This is a genomic window from Acidimicrobiia bacterium (assembly GCA_035471805.1).
GTDB lineage: Bacteria > Actinomycetota > Acidimicrobiia > Spongiisociales > JAHEDJ01 > JAHEDJ01.
Genome location: DATIPS010000067.1, coordinates 39,319 through 61,548, shown reverse-complemented (window position 1 = coordinate 61,548; position 22,230 = coordinate 39,319). Strand labels below are relative to the sequence as shown.

General features: G+C 63.3%; 22 protein-coding genes and 1 riboswitch. Of the genes, 6 read left to right on the top strand and 16 right to left on the bottom strand.

The window, feature by feature from the left end; genetic code table 11:
- From hrpA to VLT15_13955, 5 genes are all read right to left on the bottom strand, one after another.
- Positions 1-1,336: ATP-dependent RNA helicase HrpA (gene hrpA / locus VLT15_13975; GenBank protein ID HSR46322.1), on the bottom strand; the 1,336-nt coding region annotated here is incomplete at its 3' end.
- A 56-nt stretch (positions 1,337-1,392) separates the two neighbouring features.
- The gene (locus VLT15_13970) at positions 1,393-1,827 is read right to left on the bottom strand and encodes a cyclic nucleotide-binding domain-containing protein (GenBank protein ID HSR46321.1); all 435 of its coding nucleotides are present in this window, start codon (positions 1,825-1,827) and stop codon (positions 1,393-1,395) included.
- A 66-nt stretch (positions 1,828-1,893) separates the two neighbouring features.
- On the bottom strand, positions 1,894-2,295 hold the full coding sequence (gene msrB / locus VLT15_13965; GenBank protein HSR46320.1) for a peptide-methionine (R)-S-oxide reductase MsrB: 402 nt from the start codon (positions 2,293-2,295) through the stop codon (positions 1,894-1,896).
- A 259-nt stretch (positions 2,296-2,554) separates the two neighbouring features.
- Positions 2,555-3,568, bottom strand: coding sequence for a GNAT family N-acetyltransferase (locus VLT15_13960; protein ID HSR46319.1), 1,014 nt, complete (start codon positions 3,566-3,568; stop codon positions 2,555-2,557).
- Between the two features lie 85 nt (positions 3,569-3,653).
- The gene (locus VLT15_13955) at positions 3,654-4,436 is read right to left on the bottom strand and encodes a YwiC-like family protein (GenBank protein ID HSR46318.1); all 783 of its coding nucleotides are present in this window, start codon (positions 4,434-4,436) and stop codon (positions 3,654-3,656) included.
- A 117-nt stretch (positions 4,437-4,553) separates the two neighbouring features.
- Here VLT15_13955 and ppdK point away from each other — a divergent pair, with 117 nt between their 5' ends.
- A complete protein-coding gene (gene ppdK, locus VLT15_13950; GenBank protein HSR46317.1) occupies positions 4,554-7,277 on the top strand; it encodes a pyruvate, phosphate dikinase in 2,724 nt (907 codons plus the stop codon).
- A 101-nt stretch (positions 7,278-7,378) separates the two neighbouring features.
- On the opposite strand, the gene VLT15_13945 is transcribed toward ppdK, so the two are convergent.
- Positions 7,379-7,987, bottom strand: coding sequence for a DNA-3-methyladenine glycosylase I (locus tag VLT15_13945; protein HSR46316.1), 609 nt, complete (start codon positions 7,985-7,987; stop codon positions 7,379-7,381).
- 17 nt (positions 7,988-8,004) lie between these two features.
- A complete protein-coding gene (locus VLT15_13940) occupies positions 8,005-8,580 on the bottom strand; it encodes a nitroreductase family deazaflavin-dependent oxidoreductase (protein HSR46315.1) in 576 nt (191 codons plus the stop codon).
- A 139-nt stretch (positions 8,581-8,719) separates the two neighbouring features.
- Here VLT15_13940 and VLT15_13935 point away from each other — a divergent pair, with 139 nt between their 5' ends.
- Positions 8,720-10,243, top strand: a complete 1,524-nt coding sequence (locus VLT15_13935) for a molybdopterin-dependent oxidoreductase (protein HSR46314.1) — start codon at positions 8,720-8,722, stop codon at positions 10,241-10,243.
- 180 nt (positions 10,244-10,423) lie between these two features.
- On the opposite strand, the gene VLT15_13930 is transcribed toward VLT15_13935, so the two are convergent.
- Positions 10,424-10,627: a hypothetical protein gene (locus VLT15_13930; protein HSR46313.1), complete on the bottom strand. Its 204-nt coding sequence runs from the start codon at positions 10,625-10,627 to the stop codon at positions 10,424-10,426.
- A 47-nt stretch (positions 10,628-10,674) separates the two neighbouring features.
- On the opposite strand from VLT15_13930, the gene VLT15_13925 reads away from it, so the two are divergent.
- Entirely contained in the window at positions 10,675-11,211 is a 537-nt protein-coding gene (locus VLT15_13925) for an MBL fold metallo-hydrolase (protein ID HSR46312.1), read from the top strand.
- Between the two features lie 132 nt (positions 11,212-11,343).
- Here the strand turns inward: VLT15_13925 and VLT15_13920 are convergent, their stop codons facing one another.
- Genes VLT15_13920 through VLT15_13900 form a run of 5 tightly spaced genes read right to left on the bottom strand, consistent with a single transcriptional unit; the run spans position 11,344 to position 14,810 of the window.
- The gene (locus tag VLT15_13920; GenBank protein ID HSR46311.1) at positions 11,344-12,093 is read right to left on the bottom strand and encodes a VOC family protein; all 750 of its coding nucleotides are present in this window, start codon (positions 12,091-12,093) and stop codon (positions 11,344-11,346) included.
- A gap of 27 nt (positions 12,094-12,120) precedes the next feature.
- Positions 12,121-12,945: a hypothetical protein gene (locus tag VLT15_13915; protein ID HSR46310.1), complete on the bottom strand. Its 825-nt coding sequence runs from the start codon at positions 12,943-12,945 to the stop codon at positions 12,121-12,123.
- Entirely contained in the window at positions 12,942-13,229 is a 288-nt protein-coding gene (locus tag VLT15_13910) for a hypothetical protein (GenBank protein ID HSR46309.1), read from the bottom strand. The genes VLT15_13915 and VLT15_13910 overlap by 4 nt, the downstream gene beginning before the upstream one ends.
- Before the next feature lie 45 nt (positions 13,230-13,274).
- Positions 13,275-14,525, bottom strand: a complete 1,251-nt coding sequence (locus VLT15_13905) for a cysteine desulfurase-like protein (protein HSR46308.1) — start codon at positions 14,523-14,525, stop codon at positions 13,275-13,277.
- Between the two features lie 57 nt (positions 14,526-14,582).
- Positions 14,583-14,810 (bottom strand): hypothetical protein, encoded by a 228-nt coding sequence (locus VLT15_13900; protein ID HSR46307.1) that lies wholly within the window; start codon positions 14,808-14,810, stop codon positions 14,583-14,585.
- Positions 14,811-14,936: 126 nt separating this feature from the next.
- Positions 14,937-15,039, top strand: a riboswitch (SAM riboswitch).
- Positions 15,040-15,119: 80 nt separating this feature from the next.
- On the opposite strand from VLT15_13900, the gene VLT15_13895 reads away from it, so the two are divergent.
- From VLT15_13895 to VLT15_13885, 3 genes are all read left to right on the top strand, one after another.
- Positions 15,120-16,436, top strand: coding sequence for an O-acetylhomoserine aminocarboxypropyltransferase/cysteine synthase (locus tag VLT15_13895; protein ID HSR46306.1), 1,317 nt, complete (start codon positions 15,120-15,122; stop codon positions 16,434-16,436).
- Positions 16,437-16,491: 55 nt separating this feature from the next.
- Entirely contained in the window at positions 16,492-17,649 is a 1,158-nt protein-coding gene (locus tag VLT15_13890) for a homoserine O-acetyltransferase (GenBank protein ID HSR46305.1), read from the top strand.
- Between the two features lie 72 nt (positions 17,650-17,721).
- A complete protein-coding gene (locus tag VLT15_13885; protein HSR46304.1) occupies positions 17,722-19,467 on the top strand; it encodes an aldehyde dehydrogenase family protein in 1,746 nt (581 codons plus the stop codon).
- A gap of 31 nt (positions 19,468-19,498) precedes the next feature.
- On the opposite strand, the gene VLT15_13880 is transcribed toward VLT15_13885, so the two are convergent.
- The 3 genes from VLT15_13880 to VLT15_13870 form a co-directional block, all read right to left on the bottom strand.
- On the bottom strand, positions 19,499-20,146 hold the full coding sequence (locus tag VLT15_13880) for a DUF6498-containing protein (protein ID HSR46303.1): 648 nt from the start codon (positions 20,144-20,146) through the stop codon (positions 19,499-19,501).
- 143 nt (positions 20,147-20,289) lie between these two features.
- Positions 20,290-20,829 (bottom strand): OB-fold domain-containing protein, encoded by a 540-nt coding sequence (locus VLT15_13875; protein ID HSR46302.1) that lies wholly within the window; start codon positions 20,827-20,829, stop codon positions 20,290-20,292.
- Positions 20,826-22,196 carry a thiolase domain-containing protein gene (locus VLT15_13870; protein HSR46301.1) on the bottom strand — a complete coding sequence of 457 codons (1,371 nt, stop codon included), beginning with the start codon at positions 22,194-22,196 and terminating at the stop codon, positions 20,826-20,828. The genes VLT15_13875 and VLT15_13870 overlap by 4 nt, the downstream gene beginning before the upstream one ends.
- Positions 22,197-22,230 lie beyond the last annotated feature (34 nt).

Below are 22,230 nucleotides of genomic sequence, written 5' to 3'. Positions count from 1 at the left end.
CGAGGGCCGTCATCTGAAGAATCACCGAGGCCAGGTTCGTTCGTTGGATCTCCGGTTCTGTGAACTCGGGCCGGGAGTCGTAGTCGGCCGGCGCATAGAGCCGGATGCAGATACCCGGTCCGAGTCGACCGCAGCGGCCGGCTCTCTGATCGGCGGAGGCCCGGGACACGGGCTCAATAGGCAGCCGCTGTACCTTGGTGCGGCGGCTGTAGCGGGAGATGCGGGCCGTGCCCGGGTCCACGACGTAGCGGATACCGGGAACCGTCAGTGATGTCTCTGCCACGTTGGTGGCGAGCACGACCCGCCGGCCCGTATGGGGTTGGAACACCCGCTGTTGCTCGGCGGCCGACAGGCGGGCGTAGAGCGGAAGGATCTCTGTGTGCGGCAGGCGCATGTCGTTCAGGGCTCGCGCCGCGTCGCGGATCTCCCGCTCTCCGGAACAGAACACCAGGATGTCGCCCGAGCCCTCGGTGAAGAGCTCTTCGACGGCATCGCAGATGCCCTGCGGCTGGTCACGGACCTCCGATCGGTCCGGATCGTCCAGGGGCCTGTAGCGGATTTCCACCGGGTGGTTCCTTCCGGAGACTTCAACGATCGGTGCGTCGCCGAAGTGCCGGGAGAATCGCTCGGTGTCGATGGTTGCGGAGGTGATGATCAGCTTCAGGTCCGGCCGCCTGGGGAGGAGGCGTTTCAGGAAGCCGAGGAGAAAGTCGATGTTGAGACTGCGCTCGTGGGCTTCGTCGATGATGATCGTGTCGTAGCCTCTCAGCATTCTGTCTCGATGGGTCTCGGCGAGGAGTAACCCGTCGGTCATCACCTTCACCAGTGTGTCCTCGCCGACTTTGTCGGAGAAGCGAACTGCGAAGCCGACGGTTCCGCCGACCACCGTCCCGATCTCTTCGGCTATCCGGTCGGCGATCGACCGCGCCGCGATGCGACGCGGCTGGGTGTGGCCGATGTATCCATCGACGCCGCGGCCCAGCTCGAGGCACATTTTCGGAATCTGTGTGCTCTTGCCCGACCCGGTCTCGCCGGCGACTATCACCACCTGGTGGTCGCGGATCGCGGCGAGGAGATCGTCCCTCCGACCGACTATCGGCAGTTCGGCCGGGTAGGCGAGCTTTCTCGGCACCGCCGCTTTGCGTCTCTCGTACCGGTTCTCGGCTGCGTCGATCTCCGCTCGCAGCGCGGCGATCACCAGCTGCCGGCGCTCCGGCGAGGTGGTACGGTCGGCGCCGTCGAGACGCCGGCGTAGCCGGTACCGGTCGGAAGGCATCAGTCCCGGGAGGCGGGTGCGCAGGTCGTGGAGTGAGTCGGACATGGGTGACTGAGCCATGATGCCCGATCTGGGTGCCGAGGGGCCAGTGGATAGAGGGCCGGTTTGGCCGTCGCCTAGTGGTCGAGCCCCTTGTCCATGCTCCTCAAACGTTCCGACAGGCTCACCAGGAGCTTTCGATCCAGTCCGGGAAGGTGGTCGATCAGGTAGTGGAAATCCTGACGGCTGATCACCATCAGCACGGCGTCCTCTTCGACGCGTAGTGAGGCGGAGCGGGGCTTGCCGTCCAGCAACGACATCTCGCCGAGCACCTCACCCTCGCCATAGAGAGAGATCTTCCGGTTGTTTCTGCGGACCGACACGGAGCCGCGCACAATAACGAAGCATTGACTACCGCGCTCGCCCTGTTCGGCGATCACCGTCCCTTTGGAAACCGCAACCTCGCCCGCTCGTTTCGCCACCTCGTTGAGGTCCTTCTGGCTCAGAGCAGAGAACAGCGGTATCTGCTTGAGGGTCTTGATCCGATCCGATCGACGATGAAGCAAAGTCATGATCCAGTTCTCCCCTCGGGTCGTGCTTCAGAGTGTAAACGCGCTCCTCCTGTGCGGCTCGTCTGGTCAGTCGTGATCGAGCTCCAGCGCCGCGGAGTTCACGCAGTAGCGGAGACCGGTCGGGTTGGGACCGTCGTCGAACAGGTGGCCGAGGTGGCTATCGCAGGTGGCGCAGATGATCTCGGTACGCACCATGCCGTGGCTGCGGTCCTCCTTCGTGATGATCTTCCCGTCGTCCACGGCAGCGTAGAAACTGGGCCATCCGCTTCCGGAATCGAACTTGGTATCGGAGCGGAACAGCTCGGTTCCGCACGCGACGCAGCGATACACGCCGGGATCCTTGGTGTTCCAGTACTCGCCGGTGAACGGTGGTTCGGTGGCCCCCCCGCGGGTGACTTCGTACTGCTGCGGAGTCAGGCGTTCCCGCCACTGCTCATCGGTCAGTCTGGGGAATGGTGTGTCTGGCATCGGATCCTCCTTCGGAGTGCAAATGCGCATGGCGGCCGGGTCTTCGTCGAGGTCATAGGTTATGGGCTCTGCGGTTTTGTGCGCAGGCAGGGAAGAGTGGTCGGGTTTGCTGGCCGGCGGCGGCGACGCGCAGCTCCTCCTCTGCTTTCTCGGCAATACTGGCGCTCTCCAGCGACAAGAACATTGCGGAGAAAACGGGGAGTGGTTTCTCAGCAATACTGATGCTCTCAGGGCACGACGGCATTGCTGAGAAACTCGGTCACCCTCGATTGCGGAGTTCCTTGCCTTCGCGAAGCCGCTTCTCATAGGTGGCGAAGGTGCGCTCGACGTGCATTCCGGCCTTCTCGTACAGCCTGGTCGCGCCGGTGAGGCTGTCGGCGTCGACTCCGAGCGTCACGACCGGCATGTTGTTGTCCCAGAACACCCGAAACGAGTGCAGGAGGATGGCGAGACCCAGCCCCCTCTGTCGCCAGGCTTTCCTGACCCCCAGAACGCCCACCAGGCCTTTGCGCGGGTCGTTCTCTGCTTTCGGGTGGCAGAGCGACACGGCTGCAACCTCATCACCGTCCCAGAGAACGTGGAAATACTTCGGGTCGAAGTTGGAATCGGACTCGACCTCGTGCACCGCCCGTTCGAAGGACTCGTCCGGGTCTGCGTCTGCAAAGCCCCAATGGTCTTTGAACGATTCGAGCACTGCATTGTGGGCGATTCGATGATGCTCTTCCCGCACGAAGGGGCGTATCTCCAGACCGTCCGGCCACCGTTGCTCGGCCGGAGGCTCCGACATCGTTATCTCCATGTCCCAGAAGTAGCGCGTACGGGTGAAACCGGACCCCTCGAGAAGCTTTGTTGCACCCTCGTTGGCAGTGTCCACCCATGCCTGAGCATCGACGGCTGCACCCTCCGGCGCCCTCCCGACCAGTTCCCGTGCCCGTTGCTCGCCCCATTCGACGAGGGCCGAGCCGAGCCCGGCTCCGCGGTAGTCCGGGTGGACTCGTCCCCAGACGATCGCCCGAACATGGGGCGGAGTAGTGAAGGCCTCCTGATAGCCGACGAGGCGAGCTTGGTCGTCGAACACAAGCACCGTGTCCGTCTGCGGGTCGAAGCCGGGTTCCGTCCATTCGCTTCTCGTCTCGTCCTGGCGGTGCCAGCCGGGAGCACCCGGAGCCAGGAACTCCCTGTCGGCCAGGTTGAAGAGATCGACGGCGGCGCCGACGTCTTCGAGCGTGGCCGGGCGCCACGTGAATCCGGGTGGCAGGTTCGGGGAGATCATTCCGCGAGGTTACCGCCGGGATCCCTGGGTCGGCTTTGGATTACTCGGACCGCAAGGCGACCGGTGCACCCGACGGGATGCGCTCCTACCAGCCGAAGTGGTGTCCGGCCGCGAAGGCCGCCACCACAACTGCTCCAACCAGCATCTGGGTCCAACCGAGGGTCTTCACCGGGAGGGGCGGCAGGCGAGACGAGCTGGAGTTCCACATGACCAGCAGAGCCGCCGCACCGACCGACAACCACGGAACCCACCCGACCGCGGCAGCGCCGGCGACGATCATCAGCGCCGTCGTGCCGGCGGCGACGGTCGACTTCTGCGTAAAGTCCTGTCCCTTGGCGCGGCGCAGCTGCGCCCGGACCAACAGGATTGACGGGACGATGCGCGCCATCAACACCAACCAGGCCCCGACCGCGATTTCCCATCCGACGCCGCCGGCGAGGAGGGCCGTCGGTGCTGCGGCTCCGAGCGCGATAGGACCCAGCAGTTCGGGAACGAGCTCCCGGCCGCGGTTGTCGAGATCGAAGCTCAGTTGCACTGCCACCAGGGGTGCGGCAACCGCCGGCGGCCACCAGAACGGGTCGGACGCGGTGATCAACGTAAGTGCAAGACCGGCGAGGGCGATGACTCCGAGTCCGACGATCGACCACAACGCAACATCTGTGCGGGCGAGACGCCGATCTCGCCGCCAGTCGGCCACGACAATTCGAAGCGGCCGCCTCGACAGGAAGATCGCGAATGTTGCGATGGCCGTTCCAAGTGCCGGTGCTCCCGGGACAACGAGCATGCCCAGCAGCACGGGCTCGAGCGTGAATCCCCATCCTCCGTGTTCCGTCGGAACGACAACGGTACGCAGCGTCGACTTGGCCATGGCGAAGCCTTTCGTACTTCGGACGGGGCATAGTGTGACTCGGGACCCTAGAGGTTCGGCGCGCGGCAGACCAGAATCATCGCGTAGTTTCTGGATTGAATCTCCCGAGGGGAAACCATGAGCAAGTGGGTCTATGCGTTCGACGAAGTCGAGCAAGCGGAAGAGCACGCCGGCGGCGACTGGGAGGCTGTTCGTGCGCTTCTCGGCGGCAAGGGCGCGAATCTTGCCGAGATGACGCGCATAGGCGTCCCGGTTCCTCCGGGTTTCACGATCACCACCGAGGCATGCAATGCCTATCTGGCAGCCGGAGAGAAGTTCCCGGCGGAGATGTGGGATCAAGTTGTCGATGCCCTGGAGGGCATAGAAGCCGAGACGGGGAAGTCTTTCGGCGATCCCTCCAACCCTCTCCTGGTTTCGTGTCGATCCGGTGCCAAGTTCTCGATGCCGGGGATGATGGACACCGTCTTGAACATAGGACTCAACGACGAGGTCGCGGCCGAGATGGTCAAGATGACCGGCGATCCCAGGTTCGTCTACGACTCCTATCGGCGGCTCGTGCAGATGTTCGGATCCGTCGTCCTCAACGTCGATGATGAGCCGTTCGAGGATGTGCTTTCCGGCCACCGGGCCAGGCGCGGTGTCGAAACTGATTCCGAACTGACGGCCGAGGACTTCGAGGAGATAGTCGAGGAGTTCAAGGCGATCGTCCGCCGGTTCGCCCACCAGGACTTCCCGACCGATCCGCTCCGCCAACTGGCTTTGGCCGCAGAGGCCGTGTTCCGTTCCTGGAACGGGAAGCGGGCCTTCGACTACCGCAACGCGGCCGGCATCGATCACAGCCTCGGGACCGGCGTCAACATCCAGACGATGGTCTTCGGCAACATGGGCGAAGACTCAGCCACGGGCGTCGCCATGTCCCGCAACGCAACTACCGGTGAGCCACGTCTGGAAGGCGATTTCCTCGTCAACGCGCAGGGTGAAGACGTGGTTGCCGGGATTCGGGTCACCGATCCCATAGATCACCTGCGTGTGGTGATGCCGACCTTATACGAGGAGTTTTCTGCAACTGCTCGGAAGCTCGAACAGCACTACCGCGAGATGCAGGACATGGAGTTCACTATCGAGCGCGGCAAGCTCTGGCTCCTTCAGACGCGGGACGGCAAGAGAACCGCGCAGGCGGCGGTCCGTATCGCAGTCGATCAGGTCGAGGAAGGCATGATCAGCAAGGAGGAGGCCGTCATGCGGGTTCATCCGGACCAGGTCGATTTCTTCCTGCATCCTCAGTTCGATCCTGAATCACGGCGGAGAGCCATTGAGTCCGCAGATCTGGTGGCAACGGGCTTGAACGTCTCGCCGGGCGCCGCAGTCGGGATTGTTGCCTTCGATGCCGATCTGGCCGAGCGGTGGGCGAAGGACGAAGGCAAACACGTGATCATGGTGCGTCCGGAAACCAAGCCGGACGATGTCCACGGCATGCTTGCCGCCGACGGCATCCTGACGAGTAGAGGTGGACGGACCAGCCACGCCGCTCTGGTCGCCCGACAGTTCGGCAAGCCGGCGGTCGTGGGAGTTGCCGCACTCGAGATCGATATGGCCAACCGGTTGATGCATGTCGGTGGCAAGGACATCGCGGAGGGCGATTGGGTTTCTATCGACGGCACCACAGGTGAGGTGTTCTCCGGCCAACTCGCGACGAAGGTCCCGGACATCGAAGATCCCTCGTTGACCAAGTTGTTGTCGTGGGCAGACGAGTTTCGCCGTCTCGAGGTGTGGACGAACGCCGACTACCCCCGCGACGCCGAACGGGCCCGGTCGTACGGCGCGCAGGGCATCGGCTTGTGCCGGACGGAGCACATGTTCTTCGAGCCGGAGCGAATGCCTTTCTTCCAGGAGATGATCATTGCGGAATCGCCGACCAGGCAGCAAGAGGCGCTGGATGTTCTGTTGCCGTTCCAGCGCGACGACTTCGCCGGTTTGTTCCGGGCGATGGACGGACTGCCGGTGATCATCCGGCTGATCGATCCGCCTTTGCACGAGTTTCTTCCGGCTTTCGAGGACCTGACGCATTCGATCACCGATCAGAAGATCCGTCTCGCCCATGCCGCCTCGTTGCGCGAACTCGACGAGATCCTCCACCAACTGGAGGAAGAGGAGCACATGCTGGAGCGGGTCGAGGCGCTGCGCGAGATGAACCCGATGCTCGGCACCCGCGGGGTGCGGCTCGGGATCATGATCCCGGAACTCACCAGGATGCAGGTGCGGGCCATATTCGAGGCCGCATGCCGGGTTGCCCGGGAGGGGATTGTGACTCATCCCGAGATCATGATCCCGTTGACCAGCCATGTGAACGAGTTGCAGCGCCAGCGAGAGGTTCTAGAGGCCGAAGCCAAGGCCGTGATGGATGAGCAGGGAATCGAAGTCGACTACAAGTTCGGCACGATGATCGAGGTCCCCCGGGCGGCAATCACCGCGGACCAGATAGCCGAGTATGCAGAGTTCTTCTCGTTCGGAACGAATGATCTGACTCAGACGACCTTCGGAATCAGCCGCGATGATGCCGAGACGGGCTTCCTCATCTCCTACCTGGAGCAGGGGATACTGACGGTGAATCCATTTGCCTCTCTGGATGAAGACGGCGTCGGCAAGTTGATGAAGTGGGGTGTCGAGCAGGGGCGGGCGACACGCCCGGGGCTCGAGATCGGGATCTGCGGCGAGCACGGGGGTGACCCGAGTTCCATCGATCTGTGCCATCGACTCAACCTGGACTATGTCAGTTGCTCACCTTTCCGTGTTCCGATCGCCCGGCTTGCCGCCGCACAGGCGGCCATCAGGCACGGGTAGCGGGCATAGCCCTGCGACGATCCGGTTCCGGCCGCGGATCATGACGGATCAAGGATGCTCCGCAACGAAGAAGGATGACGGCGGGGACTGCCCGGGTAGGGTCACGGTCGACCTCCGGCGGCTTCGACGGCCTTCCGGATCTCGCACCCGGCCATGTGGTCGTTGACCAGGCCCATTGCCTGCATGAACGCATAGACCGTGGTGGGCCCGACGAACGACCACCCCCGCCTCTTCAGATCCTTACTGAGGGCGGCGGACACTTCGGTCTTGGCCGGTAGATCGTCAGGCCGGGTCGGGGCCGGGCGGAGAGGTGCTCGGTACTGCCAGATGTATCCGGAAAGGGATCCGAACTCGTTGATCAAATCGAGGGCTCGGGCAGCGTTGTTGATCGTCGACTCGATCTTTCCACGATGCCGGACGATGCCTGCATCGCCCAGCAAGCGATCGACATCGTCGGTTCCGAATGCGGCGACGGTCGGTATCTCGAATCCTGCGAATGCGGCGCGGAAGTTCTCCCGCTTGCGCAGGATCGTGATCCAGGCCAGGCCGGCCTGAAAGCCCTCCAAGCAGAGTTTCTCGAACAAGCGCGTGTCGTCGGTGACCGGAAATCCCCACTCTCTATCGTGGTACGCCCGGTACAGAGGATCGGAGCCGGCCCACCAGCACCGCTTTACCCCATCTTCGCCGGCCGGGGCGGTTTGATCGGTCATGCTCCGATCGTAACCGGTTACCTGCGCCGGGCCCGGTCGATCACCCAGAGAGCGCCGGCGGCGACCCAGATCCATGAAAGATCTCCCGGACCATGGGTACCGGTGGCGTCGGCCCGGTGCTGGAGTTCCAACAGTCGATAACCGGCGGTCTTCTCTTCCAACTCGTGATCCGACAACCGGCGGGGGTCTACCCCGGCGAGGGGGGCTGCAAACCCGCTGCCTATCAAGACATCTCGAAGGATGGCCGGTCGAAGAGGGTGGTCCGACACATCGACGGCCTCGGCCAGCCAGCGACCATCCGGCAGCCAGACTTCCACTGCAGTATTGGCAAGGGCGTTCTGGTACCAATCGGTTCCGGCGCCGGACCCGGCCAGCACGAACACGCTCGAAGGCGGAGAAGGGGCGTAGTTGAGGGGTGTGAGCCTACGCCGGCCGGACTTTCGGCCGGTGTGGACGAGCACGAGCATCCGGCCGCCGACGGCCGGCCAGATGTTGAGGAACCCTCCCAAACCCAGACGCCACATGGGAATGATCATCCACCGGTTCAGTAGCTTGAACCAGTTTCTCGGCGTTGCGACGGTTGCGACATCCATGATGACTCCTTCTCCACCCAGACTGGCACGAAACAAGAGCTACGCCCAGGGCCGAATGGGAGGGGGTTTCGGTTAACTCCGGCGAAACATGTGTCGGTTGACTGGTAGTAGCTCGAAACCCCGCCCTATCGTGCCTGCCATGATCTCTGAAGCACCCACCGGTAATCGCCGCCCGGCCGCAGCCGGTGTTATTGCAGTTGCGGCCGCGTTCGGGGTCGCCGAACTGTTGGCCGGCCTTTTCTCGACCGGCGTCTCAGTGGTTGTCGCCGTGGGCAATCTGATAATCGACCTGGCCCCCGAGCAGGTCGTTCGATTCGGCATTCGAGTATTCGGCTTCTACGACAAGCCGGTATTGATCGCCGGTATCGTGATCACCGGGCTGATCATCGGAGCCTGGCTCGGGCGGCTCGCCGTGCGCAGCTTCGCTGTTGCATTCTTCGGGTTCGTGCTCGCCGGAGCAGTTGGGACTATCGCAGCCGTGGTAGATCCACTCACACCGGGGGCATCGGGAATCGTCGTGGTTTGGGGGGCGGTGGCACTCGGTCTCGTTGCGCTCCGCTTCCTGATCGGCCACGTCGAAGTAGCCGAACAGGACGTCGACAAGCGGCGCTTCCTCGTCGCCTTTGCAGGAGTTGCAGCTTTCGCTGCCCTGACGGCAACTACCGGTCGGATCCTGGCAGGTCGAGTGCGCAACTTCGTGGCCGGCCGTGAGGACGTCGTCTTGCCGGGCGCGGTCGACTCTCAGCCCGGTCCTGCCCCGGGCGATGATCTGATCGTCGACGGGATCTCCGAACTGATCACGCCCAACGAGGACTTCTACCGGATCGACACCGCCATCTCTGTGCCGCGGGTTGACCTCGATACCTGGACACTCAAGATCAGCGGAATGGTCGATCGGCCGATCGAGCTGACCTTCGACGATCTGCTCGACCTGCCGATGGTCGAACGATTCGTCACCTTGTCGTGTGTGTCGAACCGTGTCGGCGGCGACCTGGTCGGCCATGCCAGGTGGCAAGGCATACCGCTGCGCGACCTCCTCGATCGGGTTGGAGTTCAGGAGGGGGCAACACAGGTCGTCGGCCGATCCGTCGACGACTTCACCGTTGGTTTCCCGACCGAAGCTGTATTCGACGGGCGGGAAGCCATGGTCGCGATCGCCATGAACGGTGAGCCACTTCCGTTCGATCACGGCTTCCCGGCACGGTTGGTCGTGGCCGGTCTCTACGGATACGTGTCGGCGACGAAATGGCTGTCGGAGATCGAGCTCACCACGTGGGATGCCTTCGATGCCTTCTGGATTCCGCGCGGTTGGTCGAAGGAGGCACCGGTCAAGACGCAGTCACGTATCGACGTCCCTCGTCAGGGCGAACGGCTCGATCCGGGTACGGTGCCGGTCGCGGGCGTCGCCTGGGCGCCGAACCGTGGTATCGCCAAGGTTGAAGTGCAGATCGACGACGGCCCGTGGGTGGAGGCCGAGCTGTCGGTTGAGCTCTCACAGGACTCGTGGCGGCAGTGGGCCCTCGACTGGGAGGCCACCTCCGGCACCCACGACATCAGAGTCCGGGCCACGGACGCCGGCGGTGAAACGCAAACTGCAGAACCGGCAGCTCCGGCACCGAACGGCGCAACGGGACACCACACTCGAACCGTTGTGGTCGGCTGAGAGCCTCGCGCCGGCGCCGGGGAAGGCCGGCTCACCATTCCGGAAGCGTTCTGAATCTCGAATCAGGCTTCTCGTCGTTCCCTGGAACGGTTGTACGAGGAGACCGTACCCGAACCCGCCGAGGACGCCGAGGAGAAGGAGTACGACGACGAACAACTCCTCGTTTCTACTTCCCCGTTCCTACTCACCCGGTCGGCGGCGGGTCGGCTTCATGCGTCTCCTCAGTCTGACGAAACCCCGGAAGAGGCTCACTCCGAATGCCCAGAGCATGAACAGGGCGAGGACGGCGAGAATCTCCTGCGCGCTGAGGCGTCCGCCGATGAACGAACCGGCGACGGCGGCGACGATCAGGCCGATGATGATTGCGAATGTTCCTCTTCCCACGTGCAAGGTTCCCGGGTGGCTGCTTGCATCCTAAGCAGGAGGTGAAGATGGCGAGGTTCGAGTTGCTGTTTGCAGGGTACGTGTCGCCCGGTGTGGCTTCCAGCGTGAGCTTCGTGGCGGACGGCGACCACCGGATCGTCATCGATCCCGGGATGGTCCCGAACCGCGCCGTGATTCTGGATCCTCTGCGAGCGCTGGGGGTCGACCCCGATTCGGTCACCGATGTGGTTTTCTCGCATCACCATCCGGACCACACGTTGAACGCGGCGCTCTTCGCCAACGCCAGGTTCCACGACCATTGGGCCATCTATCAGGATGACGTGTGGACTGATCGACCGGCGGAGGGGTTCCAGGTTTCTCCGGGCGTCCGTTTGGTCGAGACGCCCGGCCACACTCCGCAGGACATTTCGACGCTGATCACGACCCCCGCCGGTGTGGTTGCCTGCACCCATCTGTGGTGGAACGGCGACGTCGAGGGAGACCCGCGTGCCACGAATCCCGAACTGCTCGGGCCGAATCGTGAGAGGCTGAGAGCGCTGGCCGATCTGATCGTGCCGGGCCACGGGGAGCCCTTCGAGGTTTAGGGCCCTTTCTCAGCAATGCTGGGGCGCGTGGGGAGCATCAGTATTGCCGAGAATCCTCCCCGGGTTTTCTCAGCAATGTTGAGGCGCGTGGGGAGCAACAGTATTGCTGAGAAAACCGCGAACGACGGTCGGTCAGACGACCGGGAGTCCGTCTAGCTTCCAGGCTCGGAACCCGTCGACCAGGTCTCCGACCTCAGTGCGACCGAGTTCGCGCAGCCTGGCCGCTGCCAGACTCGACGAGAAGCCGTCGTTGCACACCAGGATCAGCGGCCCGTCGAAGTCGGCCACCTCGTCCAGCCGGAACGACGACATCGGGTCCACGCGCCACTCGAGGACGGAGAGCGGGATGGCGACTGCGCCGGGGATGGAACCCTCCCGTTCGATGTCGTCGGAATCCCGCACATCGATGACGAGCGCACCGTGCTGTTGAGCCCGATGGGCGTCGGCGGGAAGCCACCGCCGGATCGTGCTGCGCGCCTCGGTCAGAAGGTCGTCGGCAGTCCGGCTGCCTGCCCAGCCCGGATCCAGGAACTGCTGGATCTCCACCAGGTGCCCGTCCGGATCGCGGAGAAACACGTGATAGATGTTGAACCGCTCGTTGACGGCCGGAGGCGTCTCGAACCGGGCGCCTGCCGCCGACAACCGGGCGAACCAGTCGTCCACATGATCGGTGACGATGGTGATGATCACGCCCGCCGGTTGAACGTCCTCGCGATGTGTGCAGATCCCCAGGAAGGAAGATCCGGTCATCCGATAGATTCGACACGGACCTTGGTCGAGCACCAGGTCCAGGCCGAGGAGCCGGCCGTAGAACCGACTGCTGGACTCGAGGTCGGCCACGGTCAGGAAGGTGATCTGACTTCCGATGGGCAACCGCTCCATAGCGGCGATTCAAGCACGCACGAGCCACTAGGGCCCGACGGTCACCACCACTTCGCCGGGTAGCGAGAACGCCGTCCCACCCTTCATGTATGTTGCTTCGACTCGCAGAGTAAGCGTTCCAGGGTCTTGCTCACCGGTGACGATCCTGAAAGCAACGTAGTCGGTCTCGCCGTCCTCCAGGGTGTCATCGTGCCTGAGGCTCGTTGATGTTCCATCGGCCGGGTAGGTCACTGTGAGGTCTCCCGGATCGGTGACGGTGACGTCGAACCCTTCGAGTAGCGGAGCTGCTCCCGTGTAATACAGCTGAACCCAGGTGCCGCCGCCTCGTTCCACGCTCACATCGGAGGTGACCTGGTGCAGGTCCTCGCCGGTGTGGGTCACGATCGGGATGAGAATCTCGACTCTCTTCTTCTGGATAGATCCGTTCGACTCGTAGGTCGCCACAACTTGCATGTTGAGGTGGCTCCGGGCGTCGTACGGGACGGAAACCTTGATGGCCGTGAAGTCGATCTCGTTCTCGCTGAGGAGACTGTCGCCCCAGAGCGAGGTGTAGTCGCCTGTGTAGTCGGGATTGTCTGGGTAGGAGAACGCCACGCCGTCGTCGATCCTCTCCACGGTCACCTCGAAGTTCTCAGCATCACCGTCCTTCGCCAGCCAGTCGATGGCGATCCAGGTGCTGTCGCCGGCGGTCACCGCCGCCGTCTGCTTGGTCTGGGCCTCGATCTTGGTCGTTTTTCCGGCCGCGAGAGCTGGAGTGGCCGTGACAACGACCAGGGCGAGGACCAACACGAGAACAATGCGGGTCTTTCCGGTGCTGTCATCTGCACGGGTGAGGATTTCGATTTGGTTCATTCTTCGCAATACGTCCTGTATTCGGCGAGCACACGATTGCGCAGCTCGATGTCGTCGGCGAGGGCGTCCTTGAAGTTCCGGTAGGTATCTGCCGTCAGCCCGTTTCCGGCGAGGCGCTCGTCGAACGTGTCGTTGATGTCCGAAAGTTCGTCGTAGGTCGAACGTTGAACATCACACATCCAGCGGGCCTCGAGCGACACCATGAGGTCTGGATCGAATGTCCGGGCGCAGCCGGTGGTGGCCACCACGGCGAGGATGGCCCCGGCTATGAGTCGTCGTTGCATCCCTCTGCTATCGGCCGGATCCCTGCCCAACGACAGAGGTTTCTGTCAGCTTGCGATGCGTGCGAGGGTTTCGACAACGCGGTCGACCTCCTCGGCGAGGTTGTAGTGGACGAAGCCGATTCGAACGAGCCCGCCGTCGTCGGCGACCCCGAGCGCGGCGATCGGTTCAACCGCGTAGTAGTTGCCACTCCACACGAAGATGCCCTCTGCTCCAAAGGCCGCTGCGACCTGATCCGGGTGAACTCCGGCGACGGAGATCCCGAAGGTCGGCGTTCGGGCAAGCGGGTCGCCGTCGGTGATTCCGTATACGCGAACCGAGGGGATTCGCGAAACGCCGTCGAGGAACCGCCTGGAGAGCATCTGCTCGTACTGTCTCGTCGCCGCCATCGCCGCGACCAGGTCTGCCCGGCGGGAACCCGTGGAGCGCGGGCCGGGCGTCAGCGAGGCACCCACCCAAGCCAGATAGTCGACCGCGGCGGTCACGCCCGCCAGGGATTCAAAGCTCTGGGTGCCGGTTTCCCACTTGCCCGGCGCCTCCGCCGGGGCGGGTCTCAGGCGATACGCCTCGAACCGTTCGAGGTGGTCGTGTTTCCCGTACAGGGCACCGGTGTGGGGTCCGAAGAACTTGTAGGCGGATGCCACGAGGAAATCGCAATCGAATGCCCGGACGTCGATCGGCCCGTGCGGCGCGTAGTGGACGGCATCGACGAAGGCGAGGGCTCCGGCCGAGTGTGCTATCTCAACCACCTTCGAAACGTCTACGAGGCTGCCTACCGCATTCGACGCGGCGGGCACCGCGACGAGGCGCGTGTTGGACCCGACCGCCGCTTCGAGGGAATCCAGGTCGAGCGTGGCGGTCTCGGTGTCGATGTCGGCGAAGCGTACCGTCGCACCTGCATCGCGGGCGGCCAGCATCCAGGGTGTTACGTTCGCATCGTGGTCGAGCCGGGTCAGGACCACTTCGTCGCCCTCCGACCAGGTTCGCCCGATTGCCCTGCTCAGAGCAAACGTCAGGCTCGTCATGTTCTGGCCGAAGACGATCTCACCGGGGGAGGAGCCGAACAGGTCGGCCACTGCCCGGCGCGCCTCCTCGTGGACTTCATCTGATTCGGCGCTTGCCGAGAAGAAACCACCGTGATTGCTGGCGCCCCGGCTGAGTACTTCGCTCATCGCTTCGATAACGGGGGAGGGAACCTGTGTCCCGCCGGGACCGTCTGCCCAGACGACGGGCCTGCCGCCTTGCTTCCGGTCCAGGGCCGGGAACCTGGAACGAATAGCCGTGGGGTCGAGTCGCACTGTGAAGCCTCTCCGTCGGTGCTGGACACGTTACCGTCCGAAGACCGGGCGGCGGGCTCAGGTTCTCTCGAGGTCTTCCAGCCCCAGCTCCTCTTGTGCGTCTGCAAGGTCGGCCGAACGGACGAACAGTCGAGCCCTGGCCAATTCGAGCCCGACATAGGTTGCCCCGGCGTCGTCGGCCTGGACGAAGGCTCTGATCCCCACGGACTCCAGATGAGCGCGGGCGACATCTGCGTCGAACCGGCTGAAGAATGTACCGGCTTCGACCGGTTCGTTTGGGTCCATGGGTGTGACGCTACTCGTCTGTACGCCGAATCAATCGGAAACCTCTTGACAACGCCTGGAACCTCCCGTACAACTGGTTCACTCTCCAACGGAGGTAGCGACCGAGACGAACGACGAACTCACAGGAAATCATCCAGAAAGGTGGAGGGAACAGGCCCTGCGAAGCCTTGGCAACCATCTCGGAGAGAACGGTGCCAAATCCTGCCCGTAACAGCGGGAAAGATGAGGACAGGCCGACGATCGTCGTGACCGCCTCTTCACTTCGAGGCGGTTCCTCAATTGGGACCCTCGAACAACCGAAGGAGAGCAATGAGCTCGGAATACCGTTTTGAGACACTTCAGGTCCACGCCGGCCAGGAGCCGGCCCCCGGCACGAACTCTCGCGCCGTCCCCATCTACCAGACGACCTCCTATACGTTCGATGACACCGATCATGCGGCCCGGCTCTTCGGGTTGGAAGAGTTCGGCAACATCTACACGCGGATCATGAACCCGACCACCGATGTATTCGAGCAGCGGATTGCCGCTCTCGAGGGTGGCGTGGCGGCCGTCGCCACCGCGTCTGGACAGGCGGCTCAGTTCCTGGCGATATCCAACCTGGCCCAGGCAGGCGATGAAATCGTGGCCTCCAGCTACCTGTACGGAGGTACCTACAACCAGTTCAAAGTGACCCTGCCGCGCCTTGGTATCAACGTGAGGTTCGTAGAGAGCACCGATCCCGAGGCCCTGGAGGCTGCGATCACCGAGCGAACGAAGGCCGTCTTCGTCGAATCGATCGCCAACCCCGAGTTCCTCGTCCCGGACCTGGAAGCCGTCGCCGATGTGGCGCACCGGCATGGGACACCGCTCATCGTCGACAACACCTTCGGGTGTGCCGGATACCTCGTGCGGCCGATCGAGCACGGCGCCGACGTCGTGGTGGCCTCCGCCACGAAGTGGATCGGGGGTCATGGAACTTCGATCGGCGGGGTCATCGTCGACTCGGGAAACTTCGATTGGAACAACGGCAGGTTCCCCCAGTTCTCGGAACCTTCACCGGGCTATCACGGATTGGTCTTCGGGGACGTCTTCGGCTCCGACGGTCCGTTCGGCAATATCGCTTTTGCGATAAGGGCCAGGGTCGAAGGTTTACGCGATCTGGGGGCGGCCCTCAGTCCCTTCAACTCGTTCTTGCTCCTGCAGGGCCTCGAGACTTTGTCGCTGCGGGTGCAAAGGCACGTTGACAATGCTCTCGAGCTGGCCGAATGGCTGGAGGCACGCCCAGACGTCAGCTGGGTCAACTACCCGGGTCTGCCGTCGCACCGCTCCCACGGCACGGCCAAGAAGTATCTGCGACACGGGTTCGGTGCGGTGCTCTCGTTCGGAATCGACGGCGGCTATGAGGCGGGCCGGCGCTTCATCGATTCGGTCGAACTGGCCAGCCATCTCGCCAACGTGGGTGACGCGAAGACACTCGTGATCCATCCTGCATCGACAACACATCAGCAACTCTCGGACGATGAGCGCACGGCGGCCGGTGTGCGTGCGGACCTGGTGCGGGTTTCCGTCGGCATCGAGCACATCGAGGACATAAAGGCGGACTTCGCCGCTGCCCTGGCGGCGGCCGCCGAAGTGCGGTCGGACTGATGGGGGACGACACCGTGCGTACCGCGACCGGTGCGGCGTGCGGATGGGGTTGGCCGTGAACCCGTCGGCCGCTTCGGTCGGCCCGGTCGAAACACAGTTCGTCACGTTCGAGGACGGATTGCCCCTGCGCGGCGGGGATCGCCTGCAGCCGGCCACGGTCGCATACGAGGTATACGGGAATCTGAACGAGGACCGGTCGAACGCAGTCCTGGTGTTTCACGCGCTCACCGGCAGTCAGCATGCGGCAGGGTTCAACGAAGGATTCCCTGCTGTGAGCGAACGATGGAACGAAGAGGTGCGGATCGGCTGGTGGGATGGTTTCATCGGACCGGGAAGGGCCTTGGACACGAGGAAGTTCGCAGTCATCTGCGCCAACTACATCGGCAGTTGCTATGGGTCGACGGGGCCTGCCTCGATCGACCCGGCAACCGGCCGACCGTATGGTTCGAGTTTCCCGCGCCTCAGCCTGACGGACGTCGTCGACAGTCAGGTCGCCCTCTTGGATCATCTCGGAGTCGACCGTCTCCACGCCGCCATCGGTGGGTCTGTCGGTGGGCTCATGGCATTGAGCCTGGCGACCCGGTATCCCGACCGTGTAGGTGTCGTCATACCGATCGCGGCCGGGCTGGGAGTGACGGCTCTCCAACGGATACACAATTTCGAGCAAGCGCTGGCGATCGAGAACGACCCTTTGTTCAACGGCGGCGACTACTACGGCGGCCCTCACCCTGAGCGAGGGCTCGCACTGGCCCGGATGATCGGCCACAAGACGTTCGTGTCGCTCAAGGCGATGGAGGAGCGGGCGCGTTCGGAAGTCGTCGATCGCAACGAAACCGGCGGATACGTAAAGATCACGAATCCGCTGGAGTCGTACATGTGGCATCAGGGAACGAAACTCGTCCGCCGGTTCGACGCCAACAGCTACCTGCACATCTTGGAGTTGTGGCAAACCTTCGACCTTCTCGAGCAGGCGGGTGAGACCAGCTTCGACGAGTTGTTCAAGCGCTGTCGCGAACAGCAGTTCATGGTGTTCTCCATCGACTCGGACGTGTGCTTCTACCCGGACGAGCAAGAGGAACTGGCGGCCGCCTTGAAGCGAGCGGGCGTGCCCGTTCGGCGGATCACGGTGCATTCGGAGCGCGGTCACGACGCGTTCCTGTTGGAGCCGGAGCTGTTCGCCCCGCATCTGCGTGATTCGCTCGGTACCGCCTAGATCTCCGTTCCCCCGACGGATGCGGCGCCCGGCAACTACCCTTGGCGCCGCCGCGGCGATGAAGGAGCCACTGTGACCATAACCACCGGCAGCATCGTTCACCCTGAGGGTCCTCACTCGATCAAGGCCTCGTCGACGGAGGAGTTGGATGCCGCCGTCGAGGTGTTGCGGGCAAACAAGGGTTCGTGGGCGGCTACATCGATCGAGCGGCGAATCGCCTACCTCGAGGGCATCATGGAGCGCACTGCCGCCGTTGCGGAGAAGTGGGTGCGGGCCGCTTGTTCGGCGAAGGGTATCTCGTTCGATGCTCCGGTGGCCGCCGAGGAGTGGCACGGTGGACCGGTACTCCTCATTCGCAATGCGCGTCTCCTCAAGGACGCTCTGGCCGACGTCGCCCGGCACGGTTCTCCTCAGTACCCCGGTCCGGTCACCACCCGCAAGGGACAGACGATTGTCAAGGTCTTTCCGACCGACATCTACGACAGGTTGCTGTGGACCGGACTCACCGGAGAGATCTGGATGGAGCCGGGCGTTTCCCCCGCGCAGCTCGCAAGTACGCAGGCGGTCATCTATCAACCCGACCAAGACGCCTCCTGTGACGTTGCTCTGGTCCTCGGCGCGGGCAACGTCGCCTGTATCCCGGCGATGGACTCCATGTACAAGCTGTTCGTGGAGAACGATGTGGTTGCCCTGAAGATGAATCCGGTCAACGAGTATCTGGGGCCGATCCTCACCGAAGCCTTCTCGGAGCTCATCGAGGCCGGGTTCTTGCGCATTCTCTACGGGGGAGCGACCGAGGGTTATTACCTGTGCCACCATGAAGGTATCGGAAAGGTACATATCACCGGATCCGACAAGACCCACGATTCGATCGTCTTCGGCATGGGCGAAGAGGGAAAGCGCAGGAAGGCCGCCAACGATCCTCACCTGGGCAAGCCGATCGCATCTGAATTAGGAAATGTCACGCCGGTGATAGTCGTACCGGGACCCTGGTCTGATTCGGACGTCGCCTATCAGGGCAAGAACATCGCATCGATGCTCACTCACAACGCCGGCTTCAACTGCATCGCGGCTCGCGTCGTGGTGACACCGGAGAGCTGGAGTCTCCGGGAACCGCTCCTTGCCGCGATCAGGGATGGCCTCGACGCCACTCCGGATCGCCCCGCCTACTACCCGGGTGCCGAGGACCGTTGGAAGCTGTTTGTCGATGAGCATCCAGAAGCCGGCAGATACGGGGAGGCAGGAGCCGGCACCGTTCCCTGGACGTTCATCGAGGGCCTCCGCGCCGACAACGAGGCCGATGTCTGTTTCACAACTGAGGCCTTCACCGGACTGTTCGGCGAGGCACCTCTGCCGTCCTCCGGGTCCGACATCGAGTTCCTCGAGCGGGCCGTCGAGTTCTGCAACGAGAAGCTGTGGGGCCAGTTGGGCGCCACTCTGATCATCCACCCGAAGACCCTCAAGCAGCCCGGCTTCGCGGCTGCCTTGGAAGAGGCGATTGGAAACCTGCGCTACGGCACTGTGGCCGTCAACATCTGGGTCGGCCTCGGCTACGCGCTGACGAGCACGTCGTGGGGTGCCTTTCCCGGCAACACGATGGAGAACATCGGCAGCGGTATCGGAGTCGTCCACAACACTTATCTGTTCGATCGGGTGGAGAAGAGCGTTGTGAGAGCCCTGTTCAAACAGCCCGTCAAGCCACTGTGGTTCCCCGACCACAAGCGAGCCAACGACGTCACGCGCCGGTTGGTGGACATGGAGATGCGACCCTCCCCGTCGAAGCTCCCCGGCATCTTCTGGTCGGCGCTGCGGGGGTGAGGCTTCGAGGTGGATGGATTGCACTCAGAACCTAGGACTCAGAACTCACCACGGCGACCTTTCGTAGCGTCCTGTGCTCGACGATGTGCATGACCGCGTCGGCGACGGTCTTGAGCACGATGAAGATGATCAGTGCGGTCCGGCTCTCACCGCCGATCGTGGCGCCCATCACGATCAGCAGATGCATGGGCAGGATCCGTGCGTAAGGAAGGAACAACATCGTTCCGATGTTCGGCTTGCCCCGCCCGTCCAACTCGCGGTTCTGCACGTACGAGAAGTAGTGGTTGACGGCGAAGACGAGCACTCCTCCGACCAGCGCCCACCAGGCGCCGGAGGCGAATCCTCCGTCGGAATTGACCCCGGTGAGTACGAAGACCAGGTAGACCAGGTGGAAGAAGCCGTAGTGCACGGCAAAGAATCCGGCGATCTGCCGCTGTGCCCTGACACCCGGCCTCACCGGCCGGCCGTTCATCTTCAGGCCGGTGGTTGTGAACTCATCGAGATTGAGAATCCGCCGGACGTGAAAGGCGCCGATCACCACACTCTGCGCCCAGTAGATGAAGAGCAACGGTGAGAGCGACCAGCCCTCCACGAGGGCGATGATCATCGTCGCCACGTTCGAAGCGACGAGGGCGCGCAAAGAGTTGTCGAACCAGCCCGCTTCGGCGCTGTCCCTCACGTATTCCTCCAGGTCGCGAACCGCATGTTACGAGTGACTCCCCTGCGCAGAACCGGTTCAACTCCCATCGATGATGTGCCCTTCTAGATGCTCCGGGTCTAGGCCGAGAGAACCTGCACTCCCGGCGCCGGCCATCGGTTCCGTCAGGCAGGCACGAAGTAGACGTCGGTCGGTTTCAGCTTGCTGTTTCTCAGGAAGCGGGGTTGCACTTCCCTTCCTATCCACTCGAGTGACGCCTGCGTGTGATCCAGGCCGATCAGCCTCGTGAGGAACAACGTGTTCACGCCTTCATACTCGATCAGCGCCAGCACGAAAGGCGTATCGGGCAGGAACTCCTCCGACCCGAAATAGCACACCGTGAAGGCGTGCACGGTCGCCGTGCGGTCCGTTACATCGATCCACTCGGTTTCCCGCCCGGTGTACATGTCGTGGCCGCGCGGAGTGGCGTAGGCGTATCCCGAGTCGGGTTCCCGCGAGGCCAGCAGCCTCTTGTTGGACGCACCGGCGAACCAGGGGCTGTCCTGTCCGTACGAGTGCAGATAGGTGATCGAGTACTGCTGTTCGATCTGGATCGGAGTCATCCGCTTGAGGAAGGCCAGCGCGTCCGGGTCGGTCTCGACCGGGAAAGGAACTCCATGGACGACGAAGCCGCCCAGTGTCTCTTCTCGACGTGCGTCGCTCATCGGTTTCCCTCCCTTTCCAGAATGCTGACGGTGACGTAGGTGCCCGTTCCAGCATGCGAGTGAATGGCACCCCGGCGGGCGTCTGAGACCTGGAGAGTCTCGTCTCCGAAGTGCTTGCCGATCGTGTTCTGGAGTTGCCAGATGGCGAACACCCCCTGCATCAGTCCGGTGGCTCCGACCGGGTGGCCGCAGGCAATCAGGCCTCCGGACGGATTGACCGGGCACACCGGGTCGGAGGTCAGGTCGAGTCCGTATTCGATGCCGGGCATGAACGCCTTGCCGGAGGCGGCAAACTCCCCTCCCTCGCCGTAGCGGCACAGACCAAGGTCCTCATACGTCTGGATTTCGCTCGATGTGTAGGCATCGTGGAGTTCCACGAAATCGAGCTCTTCGAGGGGATCTGTGATCCCCGCATGCCTGTAGGCCATATTGCCGGCGGTCCGCCCGGCCCGGAAAGAGTGGACGCCCGGATAACGGGTGCCGCGGTCCCACAGAGAGCGATAGTGGTTGCGAGTGTCCTCGGAAGACCTCTCCTGGTCTGTTGCGTAGTCCTGCATGAAAGTCTCGTAGTCGACGTGCGGGCGATCCGACATGCGCATGGCGTCGGTACCGCGACCGATGCCGGTCACCTGCACCAGCGGCCGGGGGATCTCGGCTCCGGCGGCTTCCAGCCTTTCGATGCCGTCTTCGGAAGCGAAGATCACGGCCGCCGCCCCGTCGGACATTACGCAGATGTCCAGCCGCGTCAGCGGCCAGGCCACCATCGGCGAGTTGCGGACATCCTCGATGGTGTACCGGTTGCGTTTCTGCGCGTACGGATTGTGGTACGCGTTGAGATGGTTCTTGACCGAGACGGCCGCCATCTGCTCGACGGTCGTGCCGTACTCCTTCATGTGGCGGGTCACCATCATGGCGTAGTAGCCCGAGTAGAAGCCCCCGACCGGATAGTCCCAGGACACATCCGAGGCCAGTGCGATGAACTCGTTTCCCTTCCAGGTCTCGACGTGGCTCATGGTCTCAAAACCGTACGCCGCGCACACATCCATGTGTCCGGACGCAATCGACTTCCAAGCCTCCTGGAAGCACAGGCCTCCCGTGGCACCGCCGCCCTCCACCCGATGCGACGGCTTGGGCACGAGTCCCAGATAGTCCTGGGCCATGATGCCCGCCATCAGTTGGCGTGAGAAGTGATCCGAGAAGTAGGAAGCCACCGAACCGTCCACCGCTCTCGTGAAGGCCGGGAAGTCGATGCCGATGTCGGCGATGGCGTAGTCGTAGGCCTCTTTGACAATTGCCTGAAAGGTCTTGTCGGGTCTGGCTTTGGCGAACTTGGATACACCACCAGACAGTGCGTACACGGGTCGCATTCCGGGAACCTCCGTATTGGTCGGCCGCTGCCGA